Genomic DNA, 20424 nt, shown 5'->3' with positions numbered 1-20424 from the left:
CAGGCGCAGCGGCAGAGGCAAGAGAGAATCGCTGTGCTGGCCGAATATTTGCCGTCTCTGCTGTTTCTGATCGTTGCCACCGGTATCGGCATTACGCTGATGCTGGTTGGTCGATTCCTCGGTCCCCGCCGCCCCGATCTGGAAAAGCTGTCGCCGTACGAGTGCGGCTTCGAGGCCTTCGAAGACGCGCGCATGAAGTTCGACGTGCGCTATTACCTGATCGCGATCCAGTTCATCGTCTTCGACCTGGAAATCATCTTCATCGTGCCGTGGACCCAGGTCTTCATGGAGCTGGGTGCCCGTTCGCTCATCACCATGGGCCTGTTCGTCGGCATGCTGTTCCTCGGTTTCATTTACGTCTGGAAGAAGGGAGCGCTGGAATGGGAGTGATTCAGACTCTCGATGGCCTCATGAACAACCCCACGCCGGAAGGCCGGGTTGATGACATCCTGCGGCCGGAAGGCGACAACCCGCTGCTGGAAAAGGGCTTCGTCACCACCAGCGTCGATGCACTGCTGAACTGGGCGCGCACCGGCTCGATGTGGCCGATGACCTTCGGTCTGGCCTGCTGCGCGGTCGAGATGATGCACGCCGGTGCCGCGCGCCTGGACCTTGACCGCTACGGCGTGGTGTTCCGCCCGTCGCCGCGTCAGTCCGACGTGATGATCGTGGCCGGCACCCTGGTCAACAAGATGGCCCCGGCGCTGCGCAAGGTCTACGACCAGATGCCGGACCCGAAGTGGGTCATCTCGATGGGTAGCTGCGCCAACGGTGGCGGCTATTACCACTACTCCTATTCTGTGGTGCGCGGCTGTGATCGCGTGGTGCCGGTGGACGTCTACGTCCCGGGCTGCCCGCCGACCGCCGAGGCGCTGGTGTACGGGATCCTGCAGCTGCAGAAGAAGATCTGGCGTACACAGACCATCGCCCGCTGACCCCTTCACCTGACAAGAGCGCGCCAAGCCCCCATGGCAGAGCAAGCATCCTTCATCGACCGACTCTCCGCACGTTTCGCAGGTGCGAAGGTCATCGTGGTCGAACCCCGCGGCGAAGTGACGCTGGAAGTGCCTGCCGCCGAGTGGCACGCCACCGCCCTGGCGCTGCGTGACGAGTTTGGTTTCGAGCAGGCCGTGGATCTCTGCGGCGTCGACTACCTTGGTTATGGCTCCGACGAATGGGACACCGCCGACGTGTCCTCGCAGGGCTTCAGCCGTGGCGTCGAAGGCAAGGCCCAGGGCCGCTTCGCGTGGGGCGAGTTCCCCACCGAGGAAAACGGTGCCGACGGTGCCCGCCCGCAGCACATGCCGACCCAGCGCTTCGCCGTGGTTGCCCAGCTGCGTTCGTACCAGCACAACCTGATGATGCACCTGCGCTGCTTCGCTCCTGACGAAGCGCTGCCGGTGGTGTCCTCGCTGACCAGCATCTGGCCGGGCCTGAACTGGTTCGAGCGCGAAGCGTTCGACCTGTACGGCGTGATCTTCGAAGGCCACCCGGACCTGCGCCGGATCCTGACCGACTACGGTTTCGTCGGCCATCCGTTCCGCAAGGACTTCCCGCTGATCGGCAATGTCGAAGTCCGCTACGACGAAGAAAAGAAGCGCGTGATCTACGAACCGGTCACCTCGGTGGAGCCGCGTGTCGGCGTGCCGCGCGTGATCCGCGACGACGCCCGTCTGCAGACCGCAGAAGGTGAGCGCGCGCAGGAGGCAGTGAAGTGAGCCACGTACACCAGGCCGGCGAAGCATTCGCCAGCAACGCAGCCGAAAGCCGGCAGGAAATCCGCAACTACACCATGAACTTCGGCCCGCAGCATCCGGCCGCTCACGGTGTGCTGCGCCTGATCCTGGAAATGGACGGCGAAACCATCATGCGCGCCGACCCGCACGTGGGTCTGCTGCACCGTGGTACCGAAAAGCTGGCCGAGTCCAAGCCGTTCAACCAGTCGATCGGCTATATGGATCGCCTGGATTATGTGTCGATGATGTGCAACGAGCACGCCTACGTGCGCGCGATCGAGACCCTGATGGGCATCGAGGCGCCGGAGCGTGCGCAGTACATCCGCACCATGTACGACGAAATCACCCGCATCCTCAACCACCTGATGTGGCTGGGCTCCAACGCGCTCGACCTGGGTGCGATGGCGGTGATGCTGTACGCCTTCCGCGAGCGCGAAGAGCTGATGGACTGCTATGAAGCGGTCTCCGGCGCGCGCATGCACGCGGCGTACTACCGTCCGGGCGGTGTCTACCGCGACCTGCCGGACCATATGCCGAAGTACAAGGAATCGCGCTGGCACAAGGGCAAGGCGCTGAAGCAGCTCAATGCTTCGCGTGAAGGCTCGCTGCTGGACTTCCTGGAGAACTTCACCAACGAATTCCCGGGTCGCGTTGACGAATACGAAACCCTGCTGACCGACAACCGTATCTGGAAGCAGCGTACCGTCGGCATCGGCGTGGTGACGCCGGAACTGGCCCACCAGTGGGGCATGACCGGCGTGATGCTGCGTGGCTCGGGCGTTGCCTGGGACCTGCGCAAGAAGCGCCCGTACGCCAAGTACGACGCCGTCGATTTCGACATCCCGCTGGGCAAGGAAGGCGACTGCTACGACCGCTATCTGGTCCGCGTTGCCGAAATGCGCGAGTCCAACCGCATCATCAAGCAGTGTGTGGCATGGCTGAAGGCCAACCCCGGCCCGGTCATGGTCAAGAACTTCAAGGTCGCTCCGCCCAAGCGCGAGGACATGAAGGACGACATGGAAGCGCTGATCCACCACTTCAAGCTGTTCAGCGAAGGCTATTGCGTGCCGGCCGGCGAAACCTATGCGGCCGTGGAAGCGCCCAAGGGCGAGTTCGGCTGCTACCTGGTCTCCGATGGCGCCAACAAGCCCTTCCGCGTGCACCTGCGCGCACCGGGCTTCGCCCACCTGTCCTCGATCGATTCGATCGTGCGCGGCCACATGCTGGCCGACGTGGTGGCGATGATCGGTACCTACGACCTGGTGTTCGGCGAGGTTGACCGGTAATGCCGTCCGCCACGCCAACGCCCGCTGCAGGCAGCCGGCGCAAGCCGGCGCCGCAGTTTCTGGAATTTCACGTTATGCATTTCGCTGAGGTCGGCCGATGAAGGCGACAGGTAATTTCGAGGCGGCGCGCGACGTCGACCCGATGGTGGTGCTGAGCGACAAGACCCGCGCTCACATCGATCACTGGCTGTCCAAGTTCCCGCCGGACCGCAAGCGCTCTGCCGTGCTGCAGGGCCTGCATGCGGCCCAGGAGCAGAACGAGGGTTGGCTGACCGACGAGCTGATCGCCGGCGTGGCCAAGTACCTTGACCTGCCGCCGGTGTGGGCCTACGAGGTCGCCAGCTTCTACTCGATGTTCGAGACCGAGAAGGTGGGCCGCAACAACGTGGCCATCTGCACCAACATCAGCTGCTGGCTCAATGGCGCCGAGGACATCGTCCGCCATTGCGAGAAGAAGCTGGGCATCAAGCACGGTGAATCGACCCCGGACGGCCGCGTCTACCTCAAGCGCGAGGAAGAGTGCCTGGCCGGTTGTGGCGGCGCGCCGATGATGGTCATCAACGGTCACTACCATGAGCGTCTGACCCTGGAAAAGGTCGACGAGCTGCTGGACGGGCTGGAGTAAGGGCATGGCACATCACCACGAATCCAAGGGTCCGGTCGGCCCCGCGCCGCTGCCGCACCAGGTGGTCTACACCACCCTGCATTACGACACTCCGTGGTCGTACGAAAGCTACCTGAAGACCGGTGGCTACGCCGCCCTGCGCAAGATCCTCGAAGAGAAGATCCCGCCGGAGCAGGTCATCGAGATGGTCAAGGCCTCGGGCCTGCGCGGCCGCGGTGGCGCCGGCTTCCCGACCGGCCTGAAGTGGTCCTTCATGCCCAAGGGCAACATGCAGAAGTACATCCTCTGCAATTCGGACGAATCCGAGCCGGGCACCTGCAAGGATCGCGACATCCTGCGCTACAACCCGCATTCGGTGGTGGAAGGCATGGCGATCGCCTGCTACGCCACCGGTTCGACCGTGGGTTACAACTACCTGCGCGGTGAGTTCCACCACGAGCCGTTCGAGCACTTCGAGCAGGCCTTGGCCGATGCCTATGCAAACGGCTGGCTGGGCAAGAACGTGATGGGCTCGGGCGTGGACATCGACATCTACGGTGCGCTGGGCGCCGGCGCCTACATCTGCGGCGAAGAAACCGCGCTGATGGAATCGCTGGAAGGCAAGAAGGGCCAGCCGCGCTACAAGCCGCCGTTCCCGGCCAATTTCGGCCTGTATGGCAAGCCGTCGACGATCAACAACACCGAAACCTACGGTTCGGTGCCAGCGATCATCCGCAACGGTCCGGAGTGGTTCAAGGGCCTGAGCCTGACCGCCAACGGCGGTCCGAAGTGCTTCTCGGTGTCCGGCTGCGTGCAGAATGGCGGCAACTTCGAAGTGCCGCTCGGCACCAAATTCCACGACCTGCTGGAAATGGCCGGTGGCCTGCGTCCGGGCCGCACGCTGAAGGGCGCGATCCCGGGCGGCGTGTCGATGCCGGTGCTGACCGCGGCCGAGCTGGAGGACCTGCCGATGGACTACGACACCATCCGTGCACTGGGCTCCGGCCTGGGTTCGGGAGCGATCGTGGTGCTCGACGACAGCGTGTGCTGCGTCAAGTTCGCCTGCCGCATCAGCCAGTTCTTCCACAAGGAATCGTGCGGCCAGTGCACGCCGTGCCGTGAAGGTACCGGCTGGATGCACCGCGTGCTGGAGCGCATCGTCGCCGGCAAGGCCACGATGGAAGACCTGCACCAGCTGAAGGCGGTGGCCGGCCAGATCGAAGGCCACACCATCTGTGCGTTCGGTGAAGCGGCTGCATGGCCCATCCAGGGCTTCCTGCGCCAGTTCTGGGACGAATTCGAGTACTACATCGTCAACGGTCATTCGATGGTTGACGGCAAGAAGGTGGAGGCAGCCGCCGCATGAGCGCGCAACCCGTAAACCCGAACGTGCCACCGGATCACGTGACCATCGAAATCGATGGCAAGTCTCTGGTCGTGCCCAAGGGTTCGATGATCATCCAGGCGGCCGACAAGGCCGGCATCTCGATTCCGCGTTTCTGCTACCACGAGAAGCTGCCGATCGCCGCCAACTGCCGCATGTGCCTGGTGGACGTGGAAAAGTCGCCGAAGCCGGCGCCGGCCTGCGCCACTCCGGTGATGGATGGCATGAAGGTCGCCACCCGCAGCGAGAAGGCACTGAAGTTCCAGCGCTCGGTGATGGAGTTCCTGCTCATCAACCACCCGCTGGACTGCCCGATCTGCGATCAGGGCGGCGAGTGCGAGCTGCAGGACGTGTCGCTGGGCTATGGCCGTTCGGTCAGCCGCTTCAACGAGCGCAAGCGCGTGGTGCCGGACGAGGACATGGGCCCGCTGGTCGCCACCGAGATGACCCGCTGCATCCAGTGCACCCGCTGCGTCCGCTTCACCGCCGACGTTGCCGGTACCTATGAACTGGGTGGCATGTACCGCGGTGAGAACCTGCAGATCGGTACCTTCGACGGCAAGCCGCTGACCACCGAGCTGTCCGGCAACGTCGTTGACGTCTGCCCGGTCGGCGCGCTGACCAACAAGGTGTTCCAGTTCCGTGCCCGCCCGTGGGAACTGACCGCGCGCGAATCGCTGGGCTACCACGACGCGATGGGTTCGAACCTGTTCCTGCACGTGCGTCGCGGCGAAGTGCTGCGTACCGTGCCGCGCGACAACGAAGCGGTGAACGAGTGCTGGCTGTCCGACCGTGACCGCTACTCGCACCAGGGCCTGTACAGCGAAGACCGTGCGGTCAAGCCGCTGCGCAAGGTCAATGGCGAGTGGAAGGAAGTGAGCTGGGCCGAAGGCCTGGCCGCGGCTGCCGAGATCCTCAAGGCCAACCAGGGCGACAACCTGGGCGTGCTGGTGCATCCGTCCACCTCGAACGAGGAAGGTGCGCTGCTGGCCCGCCTGGCCAAAGGCCTGGGCTCGAGCAACATCGACCACCGCATCAACAACCGCGATTTCTCCGACGCCGCAACCGCCGAAGTGTTCGGCCTGCCGCTGGCCGAGATCGAAGGCGCCGACCGCATCGTGGTTCTGGGCAGCAACATCCGCCACGAACTGCCGCTGCTGCACGCCCGCCTGCGCAAGGCGCAGACCACCAAGGGCGCGAAGATCCACGTCGTCAACCCGGTGGACTTCGACTTCGCCTTCAGCATTGCCGGCAAGCAGATCGTCGCGCCGTCGAAGTTCGTCGACGCACTGGCCAACGCCGAGCTGCGTTCGGCCGTGCAGGGCGGCAACAACACCGTGCTGATCGTCGGTGGCATCGCCGAAAACCACCCGCAGGCTGCCGCGATCCGCGCCGCCGCGCGTGAGTTCGCTGCCGCCACCGGTGCCAAGCTGTGCCGCATCCCGCAGGGCGCCAACGCCGTTGGCCTGACCCGCGCCGGCGTGCTGCCGGCCGGCAAGGACGTCGCCGCAATGCTGGCGCAGCCGCGCCAGGCCTACGTGGTGTACGGCCTGGAGCCGGGCCTGGACTTCGCCGACGCGCCCGCCGCGCGCAAGGCGCTGGTCGGCGCCAAGGTGGTGGCCTTCAGCCAGTTCGCCTGCGTCTCCACCCGTGATGTTGCCGACGTGATCCTGCCGATCGGTGCGCTGCCGGAAATCGATGCCACCCTGACCAACCTCGATGGTCGCGAGCAGTCGGCCCGTGCCGGCGGCAAGCTGCCGGGCGAGGCCCGTGAGGGCTGGCGCGTGCTGCGCGCACTGGGCGGCGACATGGCGCTGGCCGGTTTCGACTTCACCGACCTGGCCGGCCTGCGTGCCAGCCTGGCCCCGGTGTCGGTCACCGTTGCCGCTTCGGCGCAGCCGGTGGTTGGCGGCGAAGGCCTGGAAGTGGCTTCGACCGCCGCGATCTACCGCACCGATGCGGTGGTCCGTCGCGCCCCAGCGCTGCAGTCGCATCCGCTGAACAACGCCCCGCGCATCGTGCTGAACGCTGAAGATGCCGCTCGCCTGCAGCTGCAGGAAGGGCAGATGGCCAAGGTCGGCACCGATGCCGGCAAGGCCACCCTGCCGGTGGTGGTCGACGCCCGCGTCGCTGCGGGTTCGGTCTGGATTGAATCGGGCCACGGCGCGACCGCGCCGCTGGGTGCCGCTCGCGTAACGGTGGTGGCTGCATGAACGAATTGCTGTTGAACGCGGTCGACCCGCTGCACCAGTGGCTGCTTGGCCTCGGTGACATCGGCGCGCTGATCTGGATCATCCTGAAGATCCTGGTGATCACCGTTCCGGTGATCATCTCGGTGGCCTTCTATGTGGTCTGGGAACGCAAGCTGATCGGCTGGATGCACGTCCGCCACGGCCCGATGTACGTGGGCATGGGCATCTTCCAGGCCTTCGCCGACGTCTTCAAGCTGCTGTTCAAGGAAGTGGTCCAGCCGAGCAGCGCCAACAAGGCGATCTACCTGCTGGCACCGCTGATCACCCTGGCGCCGGCCTTCGCGGCCTGGTCGGTGGTGCCCTTCGATTCGCAGATCGTGCTGTCCAATGCCAACGCCGGCCTGCTGTACCTGCTGGCGATGACCTCGCTGGGCATCTACGGCATCATCCTGGCCGGTTGGGCATCCAACTCGAAGTATGCGTTCCTGGGTGCGATGCGCGCCTCGGCGCAGATGATCAGCTACGAAATCGCCATGGGCTTCGCCCTGGTTGGCGTGATGATCGCGTCGGGCAGCCTGAACCTGAGCAACATCGTGATGGCGCAGGCCGGCAGTTCCGGTTTCTTCGACTGGTTCCTGCTGCCGCTGTTCCCGCTGTTCATCATCTACTGGGTGTCGGGCGTGGCTGAAACCAACCGCGCACCGTTCGACGTGGTGGAAGGCGAGTCGGAAATCGTTGCCGGCCACATGGTCGAATACTCGGGCGGTGCCTTCGCGCTGTTCTTCCTGGCCGAATACGCCAACATGATCCTGATCAGCTTCCTGATCTCGATCTTCTTCCTCGGCGGCTGGCTGAGCCCGGTCCAGGGCTGGGTCAACTTCGGCGACGTCTCGCCGCTGGTCGACTGGATCTGGAAGGGCGGTGCACCGTGGCTGTTCGTCAAGGTGTTCTTCTTCGCCAGTGCCTACATCTGGTTCCGTGCCAGCTTCCCGCGCTTCCGCTACGACCAGATCATGCGCCTGGGCTGGAAGGTCTTCATTCCGCTGGCCATTCTGTGGATCGCGGTTACCGCCGTCATGGTGTTCTTCGGCGTGATTCAAAAGGGCGTCTAAGTGATGAACAGGATTACCCATTACTTCAAGAGCCTGCTGCTGCTCGAACTGCTGGGCGGCCTTTGGCTGACGCTGAAGTACAGCTTCAAGCCCAAGTACACGATGATGTACCCGATGGAGAAGTTCCCGCAGTCGCCGCGCTTCCGTGGCCTGCACGCCCTGCGCCGTTACCCCAACGGTGAAGAGCGCTGCATCGCCTGCAAGCTGTGCGAAGCGGTATGCCCTGCATTGGCCATCACCATCGACTCGGCCAAGCGCGAAGACGGCACCCGCCGTACCACGCGCTATGACATCGATCTGTTCAAGTGCATCTTCTGCGGCTTCTGCGAAGAAAGCTGCCCGGTGGACTCGATCGTCGAAACCCACATCCTCGAGTACCACTTCGAGAATCGTGGCGAAAACATCGTTACCAAGCCGCAGCTGCTGGCCCTGGGCGACCGTCTCGAGTCCGAGATCGCCGAGCGTCGCGCCGCCGATGCCGCTTACCGCTGAGGTCGAGAGATGGATTGGGTAAATATCGCTTTCTGGGTGTTCGCCATCGCGGCAACGGTTTCGGCCGGTGCGGTGATCAGCGTGCGCAACCCGGTTCACGCCGTGCTCTGCCTGGTGCTGACCTTCTTCTCCATCGCCTGCGTCTGGCTGCTGGTCGGCGCCGAGTTCCTCGGTGTGGCACTGGTGCTGGTGTATGTGGGCGCGGTGATGGTGCTGTTCCTGTTCGTGGTGATGATGCTGGACATCGATCCCACCAAGATGCGTGAGGGCTGGGTGCGCTACCTGCCGGTCGGTCTCATCGTTGCCGTGGCGATGCTGGTGCAGATGCTGATCCTGATCGGCGTGAAGGGCAGGGCGGTTACCCCGTTCCCGGCCGACAACGCCGCCGCGCTCGCCGCCGACAGCTCCAACGTCACCTGGCTGGCCCGCACGCTGTTCACCGAATACCTGCTGCCGTTCGAGTTCGCTGCGGTCATCCTGACCGTGGCCGTGGTTGCCGCCGTGATGCTGACCCTGCGTCGCCGTACCGGCGTGAAGAGCCAGAACCCGGGCGAGCAGACCATGGTCAAGGCCGGCCAGCGTCTGCGCATGGTCAAGATGGGCGCCGAAGCACCGGTCGTGCACAGCAACAGCAAGCCGGCCGCCGGCGAGGAGACCCAGCCGTGATTACCCTTGGCCACATGCTTGCGCTGGGCGCGGTGCTGTTCGCCATCAGCCTGGCCGGCATCTTCCTCAACCGGAAGAACGTCATCGTCCTGCTGATGTCGATCGAGCTCATGCTGCTGTCGGTGAACGTCAATTTCGTCGCGTTCTCGCGTCAGCTGGGCGATCCGTCCGGCCAGCTGTTCGTGTTCTTCATCCTGACCGTCGCCGCCGCGGAAGCCGCCATCGGCCTGGCGATCCTGGTGACCCTGTTCCGTACCCGCCGCACGATCAATGTCGGCGAAGTCGATTCGTTGAAGGGCTGATCCACAGATGGAAATCACTCTCTCCAAGAGTCTGTTGATCGCAGTGGTGCTTGCACCGCTGTTCGGCAGCATCATCGCCGGCCTGTTCGGTCGCCAGGTCAAGCGCTTCGGCGCGCAGACCATCACCATCCTCGGCGTTGCGGTTGCCTGCGGCCTGTCGATGTACACGCTCTACCAGCTGCTCTGGGGCGGCGCGCAGCCGTTCAACCAGAACATCTACACGTTCTTCGAAGTCGGCCAGTACTCGGCCCACGTCGGCTTCATGGTCGACAAGCTGACCGCGATGATGATGGTGGTGGTGACCTTCGTGTCGCTGCTGGTCCACATCTACACGATCGGCTACATGCAGGACGATCCGGGCTACCAGCGGTTCTTCAGCTACATCTCGCTGTTCACCTTCTCGATGCTCACCCTGGTGATGAGCAACAACTTCCTGCAGCTGTTCTTCGGCTGGGAAGCGGTGGGCCTGGTGTCGTACCTGCTGATCGGCTTCTGGTTCAAGCGCCCGACCGCGATCTTCGCCAACATGAAGGCGTTCCTGGTCAACCGCGTTGGTGACTTCGGCTTCCTGCTGGGCATCGCCGGCGTGTTGTGGGTGTTCGGCACCCTGGACTACTCGCAGGTGTTCTCGCAGGCCGGCATGCTGGCTGACCCGCGTGCCCAGCTGCAGATCTGGGACGGCACGATCCTGGGCATGCAGCTGTTGAACGAGCCGGTGATCTGGTCGATCGCCACCGTCATCTGCATCTGCCTGTTCATCGGTGCCATGGGCAAGTCGGCCCAGGTTCCGCTGCACGTGTGGCTGCCGGATTCGATGGAAGGCCCGACTCCGATCTCGGCGCTGATCCATGCCGCGACGATGGTGACCGCCGGCATCTTCATGGTCACCCGCATGTCGCCGCTGTTCGAGCTGTCGCAGACCGCGCTGAACTTCATCCTGTTCATCGGTGCCACCACCGCGTTCTTCACCGGCTTGATCGGCATCGTGCAGAACGACATCAAGCGCGTCGTTGCGTACTCCACGCTGTCGCAGCTGGGCTACATGACCGTGGCGCTGGGCGTGTCGGCCTATTCGGCGGCCGTGTTCCACCTGATGACCCATGCCTTCTTCAAGGCGCTGCTGTTCCTGGGTGCCGGTTCGGTCATCATCGCGATGCACCACGAGCAGGACATGCGCAAGATGGGCGGCCTGCGCAAGTACATGCCGATCACCTTCGTCACCATGTGGATCGGTACGCTGGCACTGGTCGGTACGCCGTTCTTCTCCGGCTTCTACTCGAAGGACACCATCATCGAGGCCGCCGAGATCCACGCGCACATGCAGAACAGCTGGGTGGCCACCTATGGCTACTGGGCCGTGCTGGGTGGCGTGCTGGTGACCAGCTTCTACAGCTTCCGCCTGCTGTTCCTGACCTTCCATGGCAAGGAGCGTTTCCGCGACGCGCATGATGATCATGCTCATGGCCACGGCCATGACGATCACCACGCCGCTGACGCCCACCATGCTGATGCCCACCACGGCGATGCCCATGACGACCACGGCCATGGCCACGGTCCGCATGAGCCGCATGAAACCCCGTGGGTGGTGACCCTGCCGCTGATCCTGCTGGCTATCCCGTCGATCGCCATCGGTTTCTTCAGCATTGGTCCGATGCTGCACGGCACCGACTGGGCTGGCCACCATGCACACGACGCCATCAAGGGCCAGGTCAACACGTTCTTTACCGGCATCGTCGACTTCTACGATCCGGCCAAGAACACCGTTGCCTTCCTGGGCGAAGAGTTCCACGGACCGGTGGCGTTCGCGCTGCACGGCATGATGTTGCCGCCGTTCTGGCTGACCCTGGCGGGCTTCCTGCTGGCTGCGCTGTTCTACCTGTGGAAGCCGGACCTGTCGGGCAAGGCGCGCAAGACCTTCGCCCCGCTGGTGTCGGTGCTGGAAAACAAGTACGGCTTCGACAAGCTGTGGATCGATGGCTTTGCCGGTGGCAGCGTCAGGCTGGGCAAGGTCGCACGCTGGATCGACAGCAACATCGTCGACGGCGTGGTCAATCTTTCGGCACGTGTTGTGGACGTCGCAGCCGGCGTGCTGCGTCGTACCCAATCCGGTTTCCTCTATCACTACGCCTTCGCGATGATCATCGGCCTGATTGCCCTTCTGGGCGTGCTGATGCATTACCTGCGTTGATGACCTGTACGGAATAAGAAGACGTGTCGAACTGGCCTCTACTCAGTGTCCTCATCTGGCTGCCGATCATCGGTGGCGCCCTGATCCTTGCGATCCGTGATGCGCAGACCGCCCGCTGGGCGTCCCTGGGCGTAGCGGTGCTCACCTTCGTTGCAAGCCTCTCGCTGCTGAGCGGCTACAACGCGGGCATCGACGGTCTGCAGTTCGTCGAGACCCATGCCTGGATCCCGGCGTACAAGATCGGCTACAACCTGGGCGTGGACGGCATCGCCGTGGCGCTGATCCTGCTGACCACCCTGGTCAGCGTGCTTGCCCTGATCGGCGCCTGGAGCGCCATCGACAAGCGCGTCAACCAGTACGTGGCCGCCTTCCTGATCCTGGAAGGCGTCACGGTCGGTATCTTCTCGGCCACGGACGCGATGCTGTTCTACGTGTTCTTCGAGGCGATGCTGATCCCGATGTTCCTGATCATCGGTGTCTGGGGTGGCCCGCGCCGCATCTACGCCGCGCTGAAGTTCTTCCTGTACACCTTCCTCGGCTCGGTGCTGATGCTGGTGGCACTGATCTACCTGTACATGAAGGGCGGCAGCTTCCAGCTGGCTGACCTGTACGCGCTGCCGCTGTCGGCCAAGGAGCAGACCTGGATCTTCTTCGCGTTCCTGATCGCCTTCGCGGTCAAGGTGCCGATGTTCCCGGTCCACACCTGGCTGCCGGACGCCCACGTGGAAGCGCCGACCGCCGGTTCGGTGATCCTGGCCGCCATCGCCCTGAAGATCGGTGGCTACGGCTTCCTGCGCTTCAACCTGCCGATCGTCCCGGACGCGTCGCAGGAATGGGCCTGGCTGGTGATCGCGCTGTCGCTGATCGCCGTGATCTACGTCGGCCTGGTCGCCCTGGTGCAGGACGACATGAAGAAGCTGATCGCCTATTCGTCGATCGCACACATGGGTTTCGTCACCCTCGGCACCTTCATCGCGCTGTGGCTGGTGCGTGAAGCCGGCAACGCCGATGCCGCCCGCCTGGGCCTGCAGGGCGCCATGGTGCAGATGATCTCGCACGGCTTCGTGTCCGGCGCGATGTTCTCCTGTGTCGGCGTGCTGTACGACCGCATGCACAGCCGCCGCATCGCCGATTACGGCGGCGTGGTCAACGTGATGCCGTGGTTCGCCACCTTCGCCATGCTGTTCTTCATGGCCAATGCCGGCCTGCCGGGCACCAGCGGTTTCGTCGGCGAGTTCATGGTCATCCTGTCGGCCTTCCAGCGTAATCCGTGGATCGCGCTGGGCGCGGCCACCACCCTGATCATCGGCGCCGCCTACACCCTGTGGCTGTACAAGCGCATCTTCTTCGGCGAAGTGGCCAACAGCCACGTTGCCGAACTGAAGGACATCAACGGTCGCGAATGGCTGGTGCTGGGCGTGTTCGCCATCGGCGTGCTGGCCCTGGGCATCTACCCGAAGCCGCTGACCGACCTGATGGAGCCCTCGATCGCGAAGCTGGCGATGCAGATCGCATCCAGCAAGCTGCTGTAATTCCAGGATTTGATGATGACCACCTCGCCGCTGCTGCCATTGACCGCCGCTGACCTGCCACCGCTCGCTCCCGAGCTGGTGCTGATCGGCAGCGCCTTCGCCCTGATGATCCTCGACTTGTTCGTCAGCAACCGGAACAAGATCGTCACCCACCTGTTCTCGCTCGCTGCGCTGGCCGTGGTGCTGTTCATGCTGGCCACCGGCGTGGGCGGGCAGGGGGAAGTCTTCCATGGCATGTTCGTGCGCGATACCGCCGCGGACGTGATGAAGACCGGGATCGTGCTGCTCAGCGGCCTGACCCTGGTCTACGGCTGGCGTTACCTGCGTGACCGCAACCTGTTCCAGGGCGAGATCCCGGTGCTTATCCTGTTCGGCACCGCCGGCATGATGATCCTGGTCTCCGCCGGCAGCCTGCTGATGGTTTATCTGGGCCTGGAACTGCTGGCGCTGTGCTCCTACGCACTGGTTGCCAGCAACCGTGAGAACGGTCTGGCCTCGGAAGCGGCGATGAAGTACATCGTGCTCGGCTCGCTGGCCTCGGGCCTGCTGCTGTACGGCATGTCGCTGATCTACGGCGCCACCGGCAGCCTGCACCTGGACGTCATCCGTGACGCCATCCCGCACTCGGAAGAGCGCGTGCTGCTGATCACCGGTGCGGTGTTCATGATCGCCGGTGTCGCCTTCAAGCTGGGTGCCGCGCCGTTCCACATGTGGCTGCCGGACGTGTACCAGGGTGCCCCGGCACCGATCGCTCTGTTCATCAGCTCGGCGCCGAAGCTGGCCGCGTTCGGTATGGCCTACCGCCTGCTGGAAATGGGCGTGGGCCCGCTGTCGACCGAACTGCAGCTGCTGATTGCCGGCCTGGCCGCGGTCTCGCTGGTCATCGGCAACCTGATGGCCATCGCGCAGAGCAACCTCAAGCGCATGCTGGCGTTCTCCACCGTCTCGCACATCGGCTTCCTGCTGATGGGTATCGCCGGTGGCGGTTCGCAGGGCTATGCGGCCGCGCTGTTCTACGCACTGGCCTACGCGATCATGTCCACCGCCGCTTTCGGCGCGATCATCGCGCTGTCGCGTGCCGGTTTCGAAGCCGAGAACATCGAAGACTTCAAGGGCCTGAATGCCCGCAACCCGTGGATGGCCGGCCTGGTGCTGTGCATCATGGCGTCGCTGGCCGGCATCCCGCCGTTCCTGGGCTTCTGGACCAAGCTGGCGGTGCTGGGCGCGGCCGTCAACGGCGGCCTGCTGTGGCTGGCCATCCTCGGCGTGTTGTGTGCCGTGGTCGGCTGCTTCTACTACCTGCGCGTCATCAAGGTCATGTACTTCGATGAGCCGGTGGGCGAGGCCATGCCGCGCAGCAACGACCGCGTGCTGGGCCTGGTGCTGGGCGTGAACGCGCTGGCGCTGCTGGCGCTGGGCCTGGCCTGGAACCCGATCATGGTCTGGTGCCAGCAGGCATTTGCGCATCTTGCATAAAAGTTGACACAAAGCTGCGCGATTCGTGTAATATGCGCAGCCTGAGTTGTCACTGCAGCGGTTCAGCCAGAACATCGTTGCGGTAGCCCTCCTCGAAAGAGCGGGGCAGCAGTTCAAACACTTCCGGTGCGGGGTGGAGCAGTCTGGCAGCTCGTCGGGCTCATAACCCGAAGGTCGCAGGTTCAAATCCTGCCCCCGCTACCAAGTAAAGAGATCGCCTTCGAAGTGCTGCTTCGAGGGCGTTTTTCTTTGGATTGGTTCTGTTTTTGTAGAGTCGAGCCATGCTCGACTGCCGGTGTGGAAAAGGGGCCTGGTCTCGGCCCCGCACCTTGCACCAGCGCGGTGCAGTCGCTATCATCAGCGGCCTAGCAATACCCCTGAAGGCGGCCTCCCAGCGGGAGTCCGGACCCGGAAGGAGGGCCGCAACCGGCAGGCACTGCAGGTTGCAACCGGAATCCAGTCACCGGAGTCTTTCCGGAAAAGGGGCCCAGCGGGCCCTTTGTCGTTTCCGGGGCGTCATGTTTCCATGCTGGCCAAGGCCGGCACCCAACCATAGAGATCAAGGCAGGCTGTGAGCGACAAGGCAACCGACATCGCGAATCTGCTCGCCCCGACCGTTGTGTCGCTGGGCCTGGAGCTGCTGGGCGTTGAGTATCTGCCGGCCCCCGGCGGTGCGACCCTGCGCCTTTACATCGACGTGCCGCTGGCTGAACAGCCCGAGCGCATCATCAATGTCGACGACTGCGAGCGGGTCAGCCGCGAAGTGTCGGCACAGATGGACGTCGAAGACCCGATCAGCGGCAACTACACGCTGGAAGTGTCTTCGCCGGGCGTCGATCGCCCGCTGTTCAACCTGGAGCAGTTCGGCCGTCACCTCGGCGAAATGGCCAAGGTCACGCTGAAGCTGCCGCAGGACAACCGTCGCCGCCTGCAGGGCCGCATCGAAGCCATCGACGAGACCGCAGGTGCCATCACCTTCATCGTCGACAAGGCCGAAGTGGTCGTGTCGGCCGACAACATCGACAAGGCACGGATCATGCCCGACTGGGTGGCGCTGGGGCTGGCCCCGAGCAAGCCGACCGGTCCGGCACCGAAGCGTCCGAAGCCGAACACGAATTCTTCTTCCAACGAGCCGGCGGCAAAAAAGCCGCGCGCGGAGTGAGCCAATGAGCAAGGAACTGTTGCTGGTAGTCGACGCGGTCGCCAACGAGAAGGGCGTGCCGCGTGAAGTGATCTTCGATGCCATCGAGGCCGCCCTGGCCTCGGCAGCTAAGAAGCGCTATCCCGACGAGGAAGTGCTGACCCGTGTGGTCATCGACCACAAGGATGGCAGCTACGAAACCTTCCGCCGCTGGGAAGTGGTGGCCGATGACGTGGTCATGGAATCGCCGGACCGCCAGATCCGCCTGATGGATGCCGTCGATGAAGCCGAAGGCGTGGACGTCGGCGACTACATCGAAGAGCAGATCGAAAACCCGGATTTCGGGCGCATTGCCGCCCAGGCCGCCAAGCAGGTCATCGTCCAGCGCGTGCGCGAAGCCGAGCGTCAGCAGGTCGTGGATGCGTGGAAGGATCGTGTCGGCGAGCTGATCACCGGTGTGGTCAAGCGCGCCGAGCGCGGCAACATCTATGTCGACCTCGGTGGCAACGCCGAAGGCTTCATCCCGAAGGACAAGGGCATTCCGCGCGACGTGCTGCGCGCTGGTGACCGCGTGCGCGGCTACCTGGCCGAAGTCCGTTCGGAGCCGCGTGGCCCGCAGCTGTTCATCAGCCGCGCCGCCCCGGAGTTCATGATCGAGCTGTTCAAGCTGGAAGTGCCGGAAGTCGGCCAGGGCCTGGTGGAAATCAAGGCCTGTGCCCGCGATCCGGGCGACCGCGCCAAGATCGCCGTGCTGGCCCACGACCAGCGCACCGATCCGATCGGTGCCTGCATCGGCATGCGCGGTTCGCGCGTGCAGGCCGTGTCCAACGAGCTCAATGGCGAGCGCGTGGACATCGTGCTGTGGAACGACAACCCGGCCAACTTCGTCATCAACGCGATGGCGCCGGCCGAAGTGCAGTCGATCATCGTCGATGAAGACAAGCACTCGATGGATCTGGCCGTTGCCGAAGACCGCCTGGCCCAGGCAATCGGCAAGGGCGGCCAGAACGTGCGCCTGGCCAGCCGCCTGACCGGCTGGCAGCTCAACGTGATGACCCAGGACCAGGTCACCGCCAAGTCGGAGGCCGAGCAGGCTTCGGCCCGCCAGCTGTTCATGGACAAGCTGGAAGTGGACGAGGAAATCGCCGGCATCCTGGTCAGCGAAGGCTTCGGCACCGTCGAGGAAATCGCATATGTCCCGGTCGGCGAACTGCTGGCCGTGGAAGGTTTCGACGAAGATATCGTCGAAGAGCTGCGCGCTCGTGCCCGCGATGCGCTGCTCAATGAGGCCCTGGCAGTCGAGGAAGGCCTTGAAGACGGCCAGCCGGCGCAGGACCTGCTGTCCCTGAAGGGCATGGACGAAGCCACCGCATATGCGCTGGCCGGCCACGGCGTGCGCACCAGTGAGGACCTGTCCGATCTGGCCGCCGACGAGGTCATGGACTTCGGCATCGAAGGGCTGGATCAGGCGCGCGCCGCTGCGCTGATCCTGGCCGCACGTGCCGAGGAGATCGCCCGACTGGAACGCGGCGAATGAGCCGGCAATGAACAGGGCCCTGAGCCGCTCAGGGCGTAGAATCCGCGCCACCTCCAGATGCGGGGGGGCGCCCACAAGATCATAGGATCCGAATGTCGCAGCAAACCACCATCCGCAAGCTTGCCGAACTGGTCAACACGCCGGTCGAAAAACTGCTGGAACAGCTGGCCGGTGCCGGCATGAAGTTCAGCGGTCCCGACCAGGTCGTGACCAGCACCGAGAAGGTGAAGCTCCTGGGCTTCCTTCGTCGTTCGCACGGCAAGCCCGAGCAGGCCCCGGAAGAATCTGATCAGTCTGCAAAGAAGATCACGCTCAACCGCCGGAAACAGCAGGAAGTGACGGTCAGTTCCGGTCGCAGCAAGACGACCGTGAATGTCGAGGTGCGCCAGAAGCGTACCTACGTCAAGGATGGTGCTCGCGCCATGACCCCGGACGAAGAACGCGCCGACATCCTGCGCAAGCTGGAAGAGTCGCGCGCGCGCAACCTCGCCGAACAGCAGGCACTGGCCGAGAAGGATCGTCTGCGCGACGAAGCCATTGTCCGCGCCCGTGAGGAAGAGGTCGCCGCCAAGGAACGCGCAGAGGCCGAGAAGAAGGCCGCCGAGGAAGCTGCCGCTGCCGCCAAGGCGGCCGAGGCGCTGGCTGCCAGCAAGCCGAAGGTGCGCGCTCCGATCGACGAAACCGCGCCGCGCCCGCCGCGTACCCCGGCTGCCGCTCCGGCCGCACCGCGTGGTGCACCGCCGGCACCGCCGCGCAGCGACGACCGCAACAACCGCAGCGCGCCGCGCAACGAGCGTGGCCCGGGTGATCGCTTTGCCGGCCAGATGCATCTGTCGGCGGCTGATCGTGCGCGTCGTGGCAACAGCAACAACAGCAACACCCGGGGTCGTCCGGGTGGTCGCAACCAGAGTGGCGGCCGTCGCGACATGTCGCGTGGTGGCAGCAACGCCGGTCCGCACGCCTTCGAGCGTCCGACCGCACCGGTGGTGCGTGAAGTGGCGATCGGCGACACCATCACCGTGGCCGACCTGGCGCAGAAGCTCGCGCTGAAGGGCGGCGAGGTGGTGAAGGCGCTGTTCAAGATGGGCGTGATGGCCACCATCACCCAGTCCATCGACCATGACACTGCCGCGCTGGTGACCGAGGAACTCGGCCACAAGGCGATCCGTGCCAACGACAACGACGCCGAAGACGCACTGCTGGCCTCGACCGGTGAAAACCAGGGCGAAGCCACCCAGCGTCCGCCGGTGGTCACCATCATGGGTCACGTCGACCACGGCAAGACCTCGCTGCTGGATTACATCCGCCGCACCAAGGTCGCCACCGGCGAAGCCGGCGGCATCACCCAGCACATCGGTGCCTACCACGTGGATACGCCGAAGGGCGTGATCAGCTTCCTGGATACCCCGGGCCACGCGGCATTCACCTCGATGCGTGCGCGCGGCGCCAAGCTGACCGACATCGTGGTGCTGGTCGTGGCCGCCGATGACGGTGTCATGCCGCAGACCAAGGAAGCGATCCAGCACGCGCGTTCGGCGGGTGTGCCGCTGATCGTGGCGATCAACAAGATCGACAAGTCCGATGCCGACCCGATGCGGGTCAAGAACGAACTGCTGTCCGAGCAGGTCGTGGCCGAAGACTTCGGTGGTGACACCCAGATGGTGGAGATCTCGGCCAAGACCGGCCTGGGCGTCGACGACCTGCTGGATGCCATCTCGATCCAGGCCGAACTGCTGGAACTGAAGGCGGTCGACGAAGGCCGCGCCGCGGGCGTGGTGATCGAATCGTCGCTGGACAAGGGCCGTGGCCCGGTCGCCACGGTGCTGGTGCAGCAGGGCCGCCTGAAGAAGGGCGACTACCTGGTGTGCGGCATCCAGTACGGCCGCGTGCGTGCGCTGTTCGACGAAACCGGCAAGCAGCCGGAGTTCGCCGGCCCGTCCATCCCGGTGCAGGTCCTGGGCCTGTCCGGCGTGCCGGAAGCCGGTGACGACTTCGTGGTCGTCGAGGACGAGCGCCTGGCCAAGGACGTTGCCCAGCAGCGTGAGACCAAGCGCCGTGAATCGCGCCTGGTCGCCACCGCTGGCAGCCGCATGGAAGACATCATGGCGACCCTGGGCAAGGGCGAGGGCCAGCAGGTCCTCAACCTGGTCATCAAGGCCGACGTGCAGGGTTCGGTGCAGGCCCTGAGCCAGGCACTGGTCGCGCTGTCCAACGAAGACATCCGCATCAACGTGATCCACTCCGGCGTGGGTGGCATCACCGAGTCGGACGCCAACTCGGCGGCTGCTTCCAAGGCCACCGTCATCGGCTTCAACGTGCGTGCGGATGCTTCGGCCCGTCGCATCATTGAATCCAACGGCGTGGACCTGCGTTACTTCTCGATCATCTATGACGTGATCGATCAGGTAAAGCAGGTGGCCTCCGGTCTGCTGGGCGTGGAGATCCGCGAAGAGATCATCGGTATCGCCGAGGTCCGCGACGTCTTCCGCAGCTCCAAGCTGGGCGCCGTCGCCGGTTCGATGGTCATCGAGGGCGTGGTCAAGCGCAACAAGCCGATCCGCGTGCTGCGCGACAGCGTGGTGATCTTCGAGGGCGAGCTGGAATCGCTGCGTCGCTTCAAGGAGAACGTCGAGGAAGTCCGCAACGGTACCGAATGCGGTATCGCGGTGAAGGCCTACAACGACGTCAAGCCGGGTGACCAGATCGAGTGCTTCGAGCGTATCGAAGTGCCGCGCACCCTGTAATGCTGCAAGGCGGCCCGACCAACGGTCGGGCC

17 protein-coding genes and 1 tRNA gene are annotated in these 20424 nt (G+C 64.4%); all 18 read left to right on the top strand.

The features are described from left to right. The first annotated feature begins 33 nt into the window (after positions 1 to 33). The 18 genes from R1H25_RS10220 (at position 34) to infB (ending at position 20392) form a co-directional block, all read left to right on the top strand. Positions 34 to 390, top strand: a complete 357-nt coding sequence (locus tag R1H25_RS10220; RefSeq protein WP_008265012.1) for an NADH-quinone oxidoreductase subunit A — start codon at positions 34 to 36, stop codon at positions 388 to 390. Next, entirely contained in the window at positions 381 to 935 is a 555-nt protein-coding gene (locus R1H25_RS10215; RefSeq protein WP_005410463.1) for an NADH-quinone oxidoreductase subunit B family protein, read from the top strand. The genes R1H25_RS10220 and R1H25_RS10215 overlap by 10 nt, the downstream gene beginning before the upstream one ends. A 33-nt stretch (positions 936 to 968) precedes the next feature. Then, the gene (locus R1H25_RS10210; protein WP_010486428.1) at positions 969 to 1718 is read left to right on the top strand and encodes an NADH-quinone oxidoreductase subunit C; all 750 of its coding nucleotides are present in this window, start codon (positions 969 to 971) and stop codon (positions 1716 to 1718) included. After that, entirely contained in the window at positions 1715 to 3022 is a 1308-nt protein-coding gene (locus R1H25_RS10205) for an NADH-quinone oxidoreductase subunit D (protein ID WP_057499470.1), read from the top strand. The genes R1H25_RS10210 and R1H25_RS10205 overlap by 4 nt, the downstream gene beginning before the upstream one ends. A 97-nt stretch (positions 3023 to 3119) precedes the next feature. Then, entirely contained in the window at positions 3120 to 3647 is a 528-nt protein-coding gene (gene nuoE / locus R1H25_RS10200; RefSeq protein ID WP_006381132.1) for an NADH-quinone oxidoreductase subunit NuoE, read from the top strand. A 4-nt stretch (positions 3648 to 3651) separates the two neighbouring features. Next, positions 3652 to 4992, top strand: coding sequence for an NADH-quinone oxidoreductase subunit NuoF (nuoF, locus tag R1H25_RS10195; RefSeq protein WP_057499471.1), 1341 nt, complete (start codon positions 3652 to 3654; stop codon positions 4990 to 4992). After that, positions 4989 to 7223, top strand: coding sequence for an NADH-quinone oxidoreductase subunit NuoG (nuoG, locus tag R1H25_RS10190; protein WP_317223515.1), 2235 nt, complete (start codon positions 4989 to 4991; stop codon positions 7221 to 7223). The genes nuoF and nuoG overlap by 4 nt, the downstream gene beginning before the upstream one ends. After that, positions 7220 to 8314 (top strand): NADH-quinone oxidoreductase subunit NuoH, encoded by a 1095-nt coding sequence (nuoH, locus tag R1H25_RS10185; RefSeq protein WP_054172231.1) that lies wholly within the window; start codon positions 7220 to 7222, stop codon positions 8312 to 8314. The genes nuoG and nuoH overlap by 4 nt, the downstream gene beginning before the upstream one ends. A gap of 3 nt (positions 8315 to 8317) precedes the next feature. After that, complete coding sequence (gene nuoI / locus R1H25_RS10180) at positions 8318 to 8806, top strand: NADH-quinone oxidoreductase subunit NuoI (RefSeq protein WP_006381128.1); 489 nt, start codon at positions 8318 to 8320, stop codon at positions 8804 to 8806. Positions 8807 to 8815: 9 nt separating this feature from the next. Next, positions 8816 to 9472, top strand: a complete 657-nt coding sequence (locus R1H25_RS10175; protein WP_049437083.1) for an NADH-quinone oxidoreductase subunit J — start codon at positions 8816 to 8818, stop codon at positions 9470 to 9472. Next, positions 9469 to 9774, top strand: coding sequence for an NADH-quinone oxidoreductase subunit NuoK (nuoK, locus tag R1H25_RS10170; RefSeq protein ID WP_006381125.1), 306 nt, complete (start codon positions 9469 to 9471; stop codon positions 9772 to 9774). The genes R1H25_RS10175 and nuoK overlap by 4 nt, the downstream gene beginning before the upstream one ends. 7 nt (positions 9775 to 9781) lie before the next feature. Further along, the gene (nuoL, locus tag R1H25_RS10165; RefSeq protein WP_317223514.1) at positions 9782 to 11962 is read left to right on the top strand and encodes an NADH-quinone oxidoreductase subunit L; all 2181 of its coding nucleotides are present in this window, start codon (positions 9782 to 9784) and stop codon (positions 11960 to 11962) included. A gap of 23 nt (positions 11963 to 11985) precedes the next feature. Further along, a complete protein-coding gene (locus tag R1H25_RS10160; RefSeq protein WP_049437087.1) occupies positions 11986 to 13494 on the top strand; it encodes an NADH-quinone oxidoreductase subunit M in 1509 nt (502 codons plus the stop codon). A gap of 15 nt (positions 13495 to 13509) precedes the next feature. Next, positions 13510 to 14970 (top strand): NADH-quinone oxidoreductase subunit NuoN, encoded by a 1461-nt coding sequence (gene nuoN, locus R1H25_RS10155; protein WP_054172230.1) that lies wholly within the window; start codon positions 13510 to 13512, stop codon positions 14968 to 14970. Between the two features lie 127 nt (positions 14971 to 15097). Next, positions 15098 to 15174 (top strand) — tRNA-Met (locus R1H25_RS10150). A 367-nt stretch (positions 15175 to 15541) separates the two neighbouring features. Beyond that, on the top strand, positions 15542 to 16132 hold the full coding sequence (gene rimP / locus R1H25_RS10145; protein ID WP_032128649.1) for a ribosome maturation factor RimP: 591 nt from the start codon (positions 15542 to 15544) through the stop codon (positions 16130 to 16132). Between the two features lie 4 nt (positions 16133 to 16136). Then, positions 16137 to 17648 (top strand): transcription termination factor NusA, encoded by a 1512-nt coding sequence (nusA, locus tag R1H25_RS10140; protein WP_005410449.1) that lies wholly within the window; start codon positions 16137 to 16139, stop codon positions 17646 to 17648. A 92-nt stretch (positions 17649 to 17740) separates the two neighbouring features. Beyond that, positions 17741 to 20392, top strand: coding sequence for a translation initiation factor IF-2 (gene infB, locus R1H25_RS10135; RefSeq protein WP_317223513.1), 2652 nt, complete (start codon positions 17741 to 17743; stop codon positions 20390 to 20392). The last annotated feature ends 32 nt before the right edge of the window (positions 20393 to 20424 follow it).

The sequence above is a fragment of the Stenotrophomonas veracruzanensis genome (assembly GCF_032911525.1).
Lineage (GTDB): Bacteria > Pseudomonadota > Gammaproteobacteria > Xanthomonadales > Xanthomonadaceae > Stenotrophomonas > Stenotrophomonas africana.
The sequence above is the reverse complement of the archived record's forward strand: the minus strand, read 5'-3'. Positions and strand labels throughout refer to the sequence as shown.

What these genes read in the sequence shown, in the direction of transcription:
- R1H25_RS10215 (WP_005410463.1), top strand. Translation starts at nt 381, where the DNA reads ATGGGAGTGATTCAGACTCTCGATGGCCTCATGAACAACCCCACGCCG.
- R1H25_RS10210 (WP_010486428.1), top strand. Translation starts at nt 969, where the DNA reads ATGGCAGAGCAAGCATCCTTCATCGACCGACTCTCCGCACGTTTCGCA.
- infB (WP_317223513.1), top strand. Translation starts at nt 17,741, where the DNA reads ATGTCGCAGCAAACCACCATCCGCAAGCTTGCCGAACTGGTCAACACG.
- nuoH (WP_054172231.1), top strand. Translation starts at nt 7,220, where the DNA reads ATGAACGAATTGCTGTTGAACGCGGTCGACCCGCTGCACCAGTGGCTG.
- nuoG (WP_317223515.1), top strand. Translation starts at nt 4,989, where the DNA reads ATGAGCGCGCAACCCGTAAACCCGAACGTGCCACCGGATCACGTGACC.
- nusA (WP_005410449.1), top strand. Translation starts at nt 16,137, where the DNA reads ATGAGCAAGGAACTGTTGCTGGTAGTCGACGCGGTCGCCAACGAGAAG.
- nuoF (WP_057499471.1), top strand. Translation starts at nt 3,652, where the DNA reads ATGGCACATCACCACGAATCCAAGGGTCCGGTCGGCCCCGCGCCGCTG.
- nuoN (WP_054172230.1), top strand. Translation starts at nt 13,510, where the DNA reads ATGACCACCTCGCCGCTGCTGCCATTGACCGCCGCTGACCTGCCACCG.
- R1H25_RS10175 (WP_049437083.1), top strand. Translation starts at nt 8,816, where the DNA reads ATGGATTGGGTAAATATCGCTTTCTGGGTGTTCGCCATCGCGGCAACG.
- nuoL (WP_317223514.1), top strand. Translation starts at nt 9,782, where the DNA reads ATGGAAATCACTCTCTCCAAGAGTCTGTTGATCGCAGTGGTGCTTGCA.
- nuoI (WP_006381128.1), top strand. Translation starts at nt 8,318, where the DNA reads ATGAACAGGATTACCCATTACTTCAAGAGCCTGCTGCTGCTCGAACTG.
- nuoE (WP_006381132.1), top strand. Translation starts at nt 3,120, where the DNA reads ATGAAGGCGACAGGTAATTTCGAGGCGGCGCGCGACGTCGACCCGATG.